Annotated in this window: 11 protein-coding genes; 5 read left to right on the top strand and 6 right to left on the bottom strand. The window is 62.6% G+C overall.

The window, feature by feature from the left end; translation table 11 throughout:
* Nucleotides 1-129: 129 nt before the first annotated feature.
* Complete coding sequence (locus tag CIC12_RS17870; protein ID WP_168665476.1) at nt 130-561, top strand: type IV pilin protein; 432 nt, start codon at nt 130-132, stop codon at nt 559-561.
* Between the two features lie 76 nt (nt 562-637).
* Here CIC12_RS17870 and CIC12_RS17865 read toward each other — a convergent pair whose 3' ends face one another.
* The 3 genes from CIC12_RS17865 to CIC12_RS17855 form a co-directional block, all read right to left on the bottom strand.
* The gene (locus CIC12_RS17865; protein ID WP_168665474.1) at nt 638-1111 is read right to left on the bottom strand and encodes a DUF3318 domain-containing protein; all 474 of its coding nucleotides are present in this window, start codon (nt 1109-1111) and stop codon (nt 638-640) included.
* 145 nt (nt 1112-1256) lie between these two features.
* Nucleotides 1257-1643: a phage holin family protein gene (locus tag CIC12_RS17860; RefSeq protein WP_121316614.1), complete on the bottom strand. Its 387-nt coding sequence runs from the start codon at nt 1641-1643 to the stop codon at nt 1257-1259.
* Between the two features lie 129 nt (nt 1644-1772).
* Nucleotides 1773-2075, bottom strand: a complete 303-nt coding sequence (locus CIC12_RS17855; protein WP_011486909.1) for a DUF883 family protein — start codon at nt 2073-2075, stop codon at nt 1773-1775.
* Between the two features lie 351 nt (nt 2076-2426).
* Here CIC12_RS17855 and CIC12_RS17850 point away from each other — a divergent pair, with 351 nt between their 5' ends.
* Nucleotides 2427-3065, top strand: coding sequence for a peroxiredoxin (locus CIC12_RS17850; protein ID WP_168665472.1), 639 nt, complete (start codon nt 2427-2429; stop codon nt 3063-3065).
* 154 nt (nt 3066-3219) lie between these two features.
* On the opposite strand, the gene CIC12_RS17845 is transcribed toward CIC12_RS17850, so the two are convergent.
* A complete protein-coding gene (locus CIC12_RS17845; protein ID WP_168665470.1) occupies nt 3220-4410 on the bottom strand; it encodes an acyl-CoA dehydrogenase in 1191 nt (396 codons plus the stop codon).
* A gap of 94 nt (nt 4411-4504) precedes the next feature.
* On the opposite strand from CIC12_RS17845, the gene CIC12_RS17840 reads away from it, so the two are divergent.
* Nucleotides 4505-5290, top strand: coding sequence for an IclR family transcriptional regulator (locus tag CIC12_RS17840; RefSeq protein WP_168665468.1), 786 nt, complete (start codon nt 4505-4507; stop codon nt 5288-5290).
* A 73-nt stretch (nt 5291-5363) separates the two neighbouring features.
* Here the strand turns inward: CIC12_RS17840 and CIC12_RS17835 are convergent, their stop codons facing one another.
* Complete coding sequence (locus tag CIC12_RS17835; RefSeq protein WP_168665482.1) at nt 5364-6197, bottom strand: diguanylate phosphodiesterase; 834 nt, start codon at nt 6195-6197, stop codon at nt 5364-5366.
* 310 nt (nt 6198-6507) lie between these two features.
* On the opposite strand from CIC12_RS17835, the gene hmgA reads away from it, so the two are divergent.
* Entirely contained in the window at nt 6508-7866 is a 1359-nt protein-coding gene (gene hmgA, locus CIC12_RS17830; RefSeq protein ID WP_174772093.1) for a homogentisate 1,2-dioxygenase, read from the top strand.
* Entirely contained in the window at nt 7863-9176 is a 1314-nt protein-coding gene (fahA, locus tag CIC12_RS17825; RefSeq protein ID WP_168665466.1) for a fumarylacetoacetase, read from the top strand. Before hmgA ends, fahA begins: the two co-directional genes overlap by 4 nt.
* A 63-nt stretch (nt 9177-9239) precedes the next feature.
* Here fahA and CIC12_RS17820 read toward each other — a convergent pair whose 3' ends face one another.
* Complete coding sequence (locus tag CIC12_RS17820) at nt 9240-10970, bottom strand: PQQ-binding-like beta-propeller repeat protein (protein WP_168665463.1); 1731 nt, start codon at nt 10968-10970, stop codon at nt 9240-9242.
* Nucleotides 10971-11055 lie beyond the last annotated feature (85 nt).

The raw sequence follows: 11055 nt of genomic DNA, 5'->3' as shown, positions 1-11055 counted from the left end.
TGACGTCGCGCGGTTTCGGCGGGACAGGCGAGTCGCAGGTATGGCTTCAGATGGAACTGGTGATCGACGGCGAGACGATCGAGCGTCATTGGCGACATGTCGCTGCTAGGCCATTTTGACGGGAGGCGCATGAGGAGAACGTACACATCCGCATTCACGTTGCTCGAACTGATGATCGCGCTGGCGATAGCCGCGACGCTGGCCGCGTTTGCCGTGCCTTCGTATCGCAATCATGTGGCGCGAACCCATCGTATCGATGCGGCGTCCGCGTTGTATCGGGCAGCGCAATTCGTCGAGGGCGCGGCAAGCGACGGCGTGTCGACCCTGCCGCCCGGTTTGGACCAGGCGCCGCAATTCGGTACGCCGATTTATCGCTTGCATGTGCTGCCGGCAGACGACGCAAACGGCGGCTATGCAATCGAGGCAGCGCCGGAACAATCCGGACCGATGGGCGATGATCCGTGCGGTACGTTTGCGCTCGATGCGACGGGCCTGCGAAGCAATAGAAGCGTCGCGGGCGGGGCGGCCCCGGCAAGCAGCGAATGCTGGAATACGACTTAGAGCGGTGACGGCTCAGCGGGGACTTCGCAACTCGGCAAGTGAGCGCCCAGCCACCAGCCCACTTCGTTGCAACGGCTTAATACCCGCTATCCGTCGACTCGGCCTTCGCGCCGGCAGATATGCCGGAATCGCGTTTCATCTGCTTCCAGATCCGATACGCTTCCCAGGCCGCGAGTCCCAGGCTGCCCCATTTGAGAGCGGGTTTTGCACCGGCGACGACGGTCGCGCGCAGTGGTTTGGCAATCAGCATCGAAATGACCGAGCTGACGAACGGATACTGCTTGAGCAACGCACCGATGGTGCCTGCATTGACGAAGTGTGCGTTCGACCCGCTGCCGGTCCGCATGCCGCCAAAGCCCGGCAGGATGAATTTCAGCCAGCTGAAGTGCGTGACCGCCTGCCGCAAATCAAGGGTCGCGTGAGCGAGTTCCATGCGCTCGACATCCGCACGCACCAGTAGCAATTCCTTGCGCAGCGCGCGCAAGTGCGGCGCGCTCAGCTCTTTGGCGTGGTGGCGCTGGTTACGGAATGCAGTATCGGTATGGCTCATGGCGTGTCGGCGGCAGTGTGGGTGGAACAGTCAACGACGCAACTAGGCGACGAGGCTAACGACGAGACTTAACGGCACTACATGTTCGCTGGAGATTCTCAATGAAGGCGCGGGACGTTGAAGTTCGCCCGTCACGCCTTGCATGTCACGGCTTGCGGAACACCTCGCGGTCTTTCTCGAACTCGGCGATGGTCGCTTCGAACACCAGCGGCGCATTGCGCAAACCGCTGCGCGCTTTCAGGGCACAGGCGAGACCGGCAATCGCATAGACCGCCGTGATGCCGGCGAGCGCCTGCCATCGGTAGGTGTCCCAGAATGCGATGGCAATCAGCGCAGTCAGGGCGATCAGCGCCATGGTGGCGAGCATCATCGCCGCGAGGCCGAGGAACAGCACGCCGAGCAGGCGGTCTTTTTCTTCGGCGAGTTCAATGCCGACCAGTTCTAGCCGCGTCTGCAGAATCGCAAATACGGAACCGATGATACGGCGCAACGGACTATGTTCTCCGCGCTGCGATTGGGTGTCGATCGTCATGGCTGTGGGCGTTGCGCGTGAAGGCGCATGAGCAGCATGCGCGCCAAGAGAAGCGGACCGGCCAGGCGTGCGCCGGTCACCTCGAATACTGATGCCTCGGACCAGCTTCGTCCGACAGCCGCACCAGCGTTATTTGCGGTTGATCAACAGCCCCAGCAGCACGCCAGCACCCGCGGCAATGCCGATGGACGCCCACGGATGTTCGTGCACGTAGTCGTCGGTGGCTCGGGCAGCCTTTTTACCCTTTTCGACCACCACGACCTGCACGTCAGCCGCCTTTTCCCTCGCCTGCTTCAGGCGCGTGAGCGCCGTTTCACGCAGTTCCGACGCGCGCTCGCCCGTGGCGCTCGCGGCTTGTTTCAGCAGATCCTCGGCGTCCGCGAGGACGGTTTTGATATCCGACATCAATCTCTCCTTGTTGATTTCCGACATTGACAGCTCCCCTTTATCTCACGCCACGCGTGAATCGTAACCAAAGAAACGGCCGCTGGCGAGCGCAGTGCCCGGTCGATTCGAATCGATGCACGAACCATTCCCGATTACCCAAAGTACGAAAAACCACACTTGGAAGGGTAGCCCCAGCCAAAGTTTGCTTCAGATGGAGTTGATCTGTCCCGCAAAGTTTCGACCAAATCGGCGAAAATTACAAAAACGCATAAAGTAGTGACGCGATGTTCCTTCGTCGTGGACGGTGCCTGCCTTATGCTTTATGTTCTGGGATGTAGCGGTAAAAATGCTCACGCCGAATCCGGTACCCGATTGATATCCAAAGGAGAATCCACCATGAGTCTACGTCTTGGCGATATTGCGCCGGATTTTGAGCAGGAGTCGAGTGTTGGCCGCATCAAGTTTCACGAATGGCTCGGCGATAGCTGGGGCGTGCTGTTCTCGCACCCCGCCGACTTCACGCCGGTCTGCACGACTGAACTCGGCCTGACCGCCAAACTCGCCGACGAATTCGAAAAACGCGGGGTGAAGACGATTGCGTTGTCGGTGGACAGCGCCGAATCGCACAAAGAGTGGATCAAGGACATCAACGAGACTCAAGCCGCCAGTGTGGGCTTCCCGATTCTCGCCGATGGTGATCGCAAGGTCGCCGAGCTGTACGACATGATTCATCCGAACGCGAGTGAAACATTCACGGTTCGTTCGCTGTTCGTGATCGATCCGAAGAAGAAGGTGCGTCTCACCATTACGTATCCCGCCAGCACCGGGCGCAACTTCGACGAAGTGCTGCGCGTGATCGACTCGCTGCAACTGACCGACAACCACTCTGTCGCGACGCCGGGTAACTGGAAGCAGGGCGATGACGTGGTGATCGTTCCGTCGCTGAAGGACGAAGAAGTCATCAAGCAGAAATTCCCGAAGGGCTACAAGGCGCTGCGTCCCTACCTGCGCATGACACCGCAGCCGAACAAGTAAGCGCCTGATGCGCCTCGGAACGCGTGATTGGCGATAGGGCGAGTCGCAACGCAAAAGGCCGGTTCACCATGAACCGGCCTTTTGTTTTTTGTCATTGAGCGGCGTGATCATGCCGTGCACGACACAACAAACCATCAACGCCTCAGCAACGCCGTTAGAAAAACGCCTGAATACCCGTCTGAGCGCGACCGAGGATCAACGCGTGAATGTCGTGCGTGCCCTCGTACGTGTTCACCACTTCAAGGTTCACGAGATGCCGGGCCACGCCAAACTCATCCGAAATGCCGTTGCCGCCGAGCATGTCGCGCGCGAGGCGCGCAATGTCCAGCGCCTTGCCACATGAGTTGCGCTTCATGATCGACGTGATCTCGACGGCGGCGGTGCCTTCGTCCTTCATGCGGCCGAGGCGCAGCACGCCTTGCAGACCCAGCGTGATTTCGGTCTGCATGTCGGCGAGCTTCTTCTGGATCAACTGGTTCGCCGCGAGCGGCCGGCCGAACTGCTTGCGATCGAGCACGTACTGACGCGCGGTGTGCCAGCAGGCTTCGGCCGCGCCGAGCGCGCCCCAGGCGATGCCGTAGCGCGCCGAATTCAGACACGTGAACGGGCCGCGCAGACCGCCGACATCCGGCAGGCGGTTTTCTTCCGGCACGAACACTTCGTCCATCACGATCTCGCCGGTGATCGATGCGCGCAAGCCCACCTTGCTATGGATGGTCGGCGCGGACAGGCCCTTCCAGCCCTTCTCCAGGATGAAGCCGCGAATCGTGTCCTTGCCGTCTTCCTCGAGCTTCGCCCACACGACGAACACGTCGGCGATCGGCGAATTGGTGATCCACATCTTCGAGCCCGACAGCGAATAGCCGCCGTCGACTTTTTTCGCCCGCGTGACCATGCTGCCCGGATCGGAGCCGTGGTTCGGCTCGGTCAGACCGAAGCAGCCGATCCATTCGCCGGAGGCGAGTTTCGGCAGGTACTTCTGCTTCTGCGCGTCGGAGCCGAATTCGTTGATCGGCACCATCACCAGCGACGACTGCACCGACATCATCGAGCGATAGCCGGAATCGACGCGCTCCACTTCACGCGCGATCAGCCCATAGGCGACATAGTTCAGGCCGGGGCCGCCGTATTGCTCGGGAATCGTCGGGCCGAGCAGGCCGAGTTCGCCCATCTCGCGAAAGATCTCGATGTGGGTTTTCTCATGACGGAACGCTTCGAGCACGCGCGGCTGCAACTTGTCCTGTGCATAGGCCGCGGCGGCGTCGCGCACCATGCGTTCGTCTTCGGTGAGCTGCTGATCCAGCAGCAGCGGGTCTTCCCAGTGAAACTGCGCGGCTTCGGCCATGACGTATCTCCTGATCTCTTGCTTTATCGAAGCTTGACTTAAGTTCCGCTTAGCGAAACAATGTTTTGCAAATGACGACCGAGTGTACCACCCCATGCCGGACACATCCACTTTCTCCGAACCTGTCGACGAGCGCAAATTCGTCGTCGCCCTGGCACGCGGGCTGGATCTGCTGCGCGCGTTCAAGCCGGGCGAAACGATGCTCGGCAACCGCGATTTCGTCGCGCGCACGGGCTTGCCGAAGGCGACCGTCAATCGTCTCGCCTACACGCTGACGGTGCTCGGCTATCTGCGGCTCGATGAATCACACGGCAAATATGCGCTCGATGCGGGTGTGCTGTCGCTCGGTTTCGCGTTGCTCTGCGGCACCGACACGCTCGAACTCGCCCGCCCGCATATGCGCGCGTTTGCCCGCGAAGTGGGCGCGGCGGTGTCGCTCGGTTGCCGCGACGGGCTCGACATGATCTATCTCGAGACGATCCGCAGCGAAACCGCGCTGACGCTCGGCCTCGCATCCGGCTCGAAACTGTCGATGTTGACGAGTTCGATGGGCCGCGCGTATCTGGCGGTCCAGCCGGCCGACGCGCGCGCCGCGTTGCTGGCGGAACTCCGCAAGGCCGCGGGGAAAGTCGGCGCGACGCTGCAGGCCGATGCTGAAAAAGAAATCGAAGCATTCGCCACTGAGCGCTGCTGTTATTCGTTTCGTGCGTGGCACGACGATGTGAACGCGGTCGCGGTGCCGTTTCGCGAACCGCGCGACGGCCGCTGGCTGGTGCTCAGTTGCAGCGGGCCGGCGTCGTCGATGGGAGAGGAGGTGTTTCGCGAAACTGTTGCGCCGCGTTTGAAGGCGCTCGCGCGGCGTCTGGGCGAACCGGGCTGAAGCCGTGAAGCCGGTTGAGGCGAACTAAAGCGAAGCGCGCATCGTGCCTCGCCCATCTCACGCTCTCGCGCTATCAGACCGCCCGGTCATGATAGTGCGCGGTGAATAACGGTCCTTGCACGAAGCGCACGTCGTACTGCTGCAACGCGAGAAACTGCGCTTCATCCATCACGCGATTGAAAATCAGCGGGATGCGCAGCCGGCCCGCATAACCGACGAGCGGCTTCACCGTCGCGTCGCGCAACGCGCTGGCGGCATCCATTTTGATGAAGTCGAGCCGCGCCGTTTCCGATACCGACAGAATTTGCCCCGCGTTGGACAGATTGCCCGCCACCTTGAAGCTGTAGTGCTGGTAGCTCCTCGTCAGATAGCCGAGAAAGGTCTTGTGCGCGACCGCCGCCGCCGGCAACTCGATCACCACCCGCGAGGGGTTCAGTCCGAACGACATCAGCACGGTCGAGAAATGTCGTCCGTGGTCGTACTTCACGCTCTTGAGCAAACGCTCGTGCACGCGCAGAAACAGCAGCCCATGGCGCTGCGCACCGAAGAAATTGATCGCGTGCAACGCGCGTGACATCCGGTCGAGCGCGACCAGTTCCTGATCGTTGCCGATGCGGTCGAACGGATCGAACACCTCGAACGGCGCCGCGCCGAGTTGATAGGTGACGGCCTGGAAGCCGAGTTCGTCGCCGAAACGGTCCACCCCCTCGGCCCCCGACGACAGCGACTGCGCCAGCGCATGCACGCTGATATCGAAGATCGGCTCGTAGGCGCTCGCGAGCTGAGTGTCCTCGAACCGCGCGAGCGCGATGTCGCCATGCACGCCTTGCCCCATCACCAGATGTTCGCCGAGAAAAGGGTGAGCGGCGGCGCGGGTAACGAGATCGGGGATGGTCGGCGGAATCATGAAGGCGAATGGATGGCGACGGTGAATGCGCACTCGGCGCTCGGCAACGCGACTCGATTGCCGCATGCGTTGATGGTAGCAGTCCGCAATCCGCGCACATGAACAAAATGCTCATAACGTTATCCGCCGCTCATGCGCTTGCATGAGCGGTAACGCATCCGGCGATGGCGTTCAGGGTATACGTTAATTTTACTATTCATAATTCGTTTTACTATTCGTAAATTGCGAGGCGGGTACTGATCCCGCTGGCCGGCTTGTCCACACTGCCGTCATAGGTGGGGAAAAGAGTCGAGCATCAACGGAGAAATTTATGGACATCCCAACACGTACGCCGCCTCATCGGTCGCCTGCCGCCAGTTCGCGGCTCGAAATCGCGCCGGGCTATCAATCGGGCTTCGCGAACGAATTCGCGACCGAGGCGTTGCCCCGCGCATTGCCGGAAGGGCGCAATTCGCCGCAGCGCGCGGCCTATGGCCTGTATGCAGAACAGTTGTCGGGCACCGCGTTCACCGCGCCGCGCGGCCATAACCGCCGCTCGTGGCTATATCGGATTCGTCCGGCGGCGATGCACAAGCCATTCACGCCGCTGCCGTCGGAGCGGCTCGTCGCCAATTTCGCCGACGTGCCGCCGACGCCGCCGAACCAGTTGCGCTGGGACCCGTTGCCGATGCCGGCCGAGCCGACCGATTTCATCGACGGCTGGGTGACGATGGCCGGCAATGGCGCGGCCGAAGCGATGAATGGCTGCGCGATTCATCTGTACGCGGCGAACCGCTCGATGCACGAGCGCTTCTTCTATAACGCCGACGGCGAATTGCTGATCGTGCCGCAGGAAGGCCGCCTTCAGATCGCGACCGAAATGGGCCGCATCGAACTCGAGCCGTTCGAAATCGCGGTGATCCCGCGCGGCGTGCGCTTTGCGGTGAGCCTGCCGGACGGCGTGGCCCGCGGCTATATCTGCGAGAACTTCGGCGCGCTGCTGCGCTTGCCGGACCTCGGCCCGATCGGCTCGAACGGTCTCGCCAATCCGCGCGACTTCCTCACGCCGCACGCCGCTTACGAAGACCGCGAAGGCGACTTCGAACTCGTCGCGAAGCTGAACGGCAAGCTGTGGCGCGCGGACATCGGCCATTCGCCGCTCGATGTGGTCGCGTGGCACGGCAACTACGCGCCGTACAAATACGACCTGCGGCGCTTCAACACGATCGGCTCGATCAGCTTCGATCACCCGGACCCGTCGATCTTTCTGGTGCTGCAATCGCAAAGCGATACGCCGGGCGTCGATACGATCGACTTCGTGATCTTCCCGCCGCGCTGGCTCGCCGCCGAAGATACGTTCCGCCCGCCGTGGTTTCATCGCAACGTCGCGAGCGAGTTCATGGGGCTCGTGCACGGCGTGTACGACGCAAAGGCCGAGGGCTTCGTACCGGGCGGTGCGAGTCTGCACAACTGCATGTCAGGGCACGGCCCGGACGCCGACACGTTCGAAAAAGCCTCGAACGGCGATACGTCTACGCCGAAAAAAGTCGGCGACACGATGGCCTTCATGTTCGAGACGCGCACACTGACCAAGCCCACCCGCTTTGCGCTCGAAACCGCGCAACTGCAGGCGCATTACTACGAGTGCTGGCAAGGTCTCAAGAAACACTTCAATCCGGAGCAACGATGAACGCATCGAGCGATCTCCAGGCGACGCTCGATTCGTCGCGCAAAAGCTGGGTCGAGTCGGCCAACGTTCCGGCCAACGATTTTTCTATCCAGAACCTGCCGTTCGGCATTTTTAGCGACCGGCACAACGACGCGCGGCGCGCGGGCGTGGCGATCGGCGACCAGATCATCGACCTCGCCGCGTTGCAGGCGGCGGGTTTGCTGAACGTGTCCGCGCCGGGTGATGTGTTTGCCCGCGCCGTCGCCAGCGACACGCTGAACGACTTCATCGCGCTCGGACGCGACGCGTGGCGCAGCGTGCGCATCCAGTTGAGCACGCTATTGGCACGCGACACCGCGACGTTGCGCGACGACACCGCGTTGCGCGCGAAGGTACTGGTGCGCCAGGCAGACGCGCAACTGCATCTGCCGGTGCAAATTCCAGGCTACACCGATTTCTATTCGTCGAAAGAACACGCGACCAATGTCGGCTCGATGTTTCGCGATCCGAAGAATGCGCTGCTGCCGAACTGGTCGGAGATGCCGATCGGGTACAACGGACGGGCGTCGTCGGTGGTGGTGAGCGGCACGCCCGTGCGCCGTCCCAACGGTCAGTTGAAGCTACCGGATCAGGAGCGTCCGGTGTTCGGCGCGTGCCGCAAGCTGGATATCGAACTGGAAACGGGCTTCGTGATCGGCGCGGGCAATGCGTTGGGCGAGCCGGTCGCTTGCGCCGACGCCGAAGCGCATATTTTCGGCATGGTGCTGCTCAACGACTGGAGCGCGCGCGACATCCAGCAATGGGAATACGTGCCGCTCGGCCCGTTCAACGCGAAGACCTTTGCGACCACGATCTCGCCGTGGGTCGTCACGCTCGACGCGCTCGAACCGTTCCGCGTCGCGCAGCCGGTGCAGGAGCCGCAACCGCTCGCGTACCTGCGCCACGATGGCGAGCATGCGTTCGACATCCATCTCGAAGTGACGCTGCGCCCGCAACAGGCGAAGCAGGCGAGCACGATCGCGCGGACCAACTTCAGGCACATGTACTGGACGATGGCGCAGCAACTTGCGCATCACACGGTCTCGGGCTGCAATACGCGGGTGGGCGATCTGATGGGCTCCGGCACGATCAGCGGCCCGACCGAGGACTCGTACGGCAGCCTGCTCGAACTGACATGGAACGGCAAGAAGCCGCTGGAGCTGAACGAAGGTGGCACACGTACGTTCATCGAGGACGGGGACGAGTTGACGCTGGCCGGGTGCTGCCAGGGCGATGGGTATCGCGTGGGATTTGGCGCGTGTGTAGGGAAAATTCTTCCGGCGCGGCGTTAGGGACGCAAGGCAGAGCTCAGGCTGTGGCGCATGTCGGGTCACTCCCACCACGCCCAGACCCGCTCAGCCCTTGAGCAAACCAAACACCGCCACACCGTTCGTCGTCCCGACATACACCTTGCCGTTGGCGATCATCGGCGTGATGAACTTGTTGCCCGCGCCGAACTGATCGCGGGTGCCCATCTGATTGCTGCTGTAAAGCTCAACGGCAAGGTTGGCCGGATCGAACGCATGCAGTGCCGCCGTGGTGCCGTTTTCCGCGGCCCAGACGATGCCATTCGCCGTGCCATTGGCGGAGATGCTCGGCGTGGTGCCGGGGTAGGCGAACATCATCGAGGTCTGCGCGCTCGGCGCCGTCGACAGCCGCGCATGGGTCACCGTGAACGCCTTGAGATTGTCGCCGACCGAGCCGAAATAGAGCCGGCCGTTGAAGTACGCGGGCATGCCGAACTCTCCGCCGCCCAGCACGCCCTGGATCTCCTGATAGATGTTGTTGCTCGCGGCGTTGAACTTGCCCATCGAGTCGCGGTTCAGCACATAGATGATGCCGTCCTTGCCCGTGCCGAGCGTGAGGTGCTGGACCACGCCGTTCGCATCGGTGAGATCGGGCAGCACGATCGCGCCGCCGGATCCGAGGTCTTCGTCGGCATTGGACTGCTGAACGGTATTGGACATCGCGAAGTAATCCGCGACCGAAAGGGCGCCTGCCGTGCCGAGTTTCAGATACGAATTGCCAAAGTTGTGTTGCGCGGGGAAACCGCCGGCGGTCATCGTGGTGTCGAACGTGCCGTTGCCGCCGAGCAGGTAGATGGACGCGCCATCCGACGCCGGAGCGGCGCCGCTCATCCAGATCGCTCCGCCCGAGCCGTTCGGCGTGACGTTGAGCACGGAAGTCTGCTGCAGGGTGTCGGCGCTATAGCCCATGATCCAGCCGGTGTAGGCGCCCTTGTCGCAATGCGAGGTCCACGCCGTATAGACCACGCCGCCAAGCAGCAGCAGGCCCGCGCGCTCGGCATACGAGGACGGCGCGAACAGTACGTTGCCGTTGAAACTGTTCGCGCCGCTGCCGGGGTAGCTGGCGGTTACTTCCGTGGGTCCGTTCAGCAATTCCGCGCCGGTCGCGAGATCGAGCGCGTGCACGCGCTGATGGTAGGCGCCGCTCGTGTCCTTCGACATCGCGACCGCGTAGAGCGTGCCGTGCGCGCCGCGCGAGCGGTCGATGACCGGCGTCGACGTGATGCCGATTTCCTTCGTGATCTGGCCGCAACCGAGGTCGTCGCTCGGCGTTTCGTTGGCGCCGAGCGTGCTGACCCGCCACAGCTGTGCGCCGCTGTCCGCGTCGAGCGCGTACACGCTGTCGTGCTCGGTCACGACGTACAGCACGTTGTGCGTGCCGCCCGCGATCACCAGTGATTCGACAAAGAGCGGTTGCGCGTCGACCTTGCCGTCGGCGGCGAAAAAGCCGACCTTGCCGAACGTCGTCGCGTTGACGTTGGCGGGCGTGAGGATGGTCTCGTTGAGATTCTGGCCCGTGCGGCCGATGTCGTTATGATAGGTCTGCACATCGTGTGTCGCGGCCATGGAGGTGCCGCCGCCCGACGAGGTGCCGGAGCCGCCCGTGCCCGCGCTGGCGTCGCCGCCGCTGCTGCCGGTCCCGCTGGCACTGCCGCCGCTGGTCGCTGCGCCGCTCGTATCCCCGCTTCCGCCGCCGCCGCAATCAGCGAACAGCAGGGCGCTCAATGCGATGAACGCGCTCAACAGGTAAAAACGGCGCGGCGTGTGCACGGTTTGCATGGCGGGCTCCCCATTGCTTACGGCAGCCCATGAAGCATGGGTCGTTCAGCAGAGCGCCGTGCAATGTCGTTCAAGACTAGCATCA

The sequence above is a fragment of the Paraburkholderia sp. SG-MS1 genome (genome assembly GCF_012275575.1).
Classification (GTDB): Bacteria; Pseudomonadota; Gammaproteobacteria; order Burkholderiales; family Burkholderiaceae; genus Paraburkholderia.
This window is presented reverse-complemented; position numbering and strand designations above follow the sequence as displayed.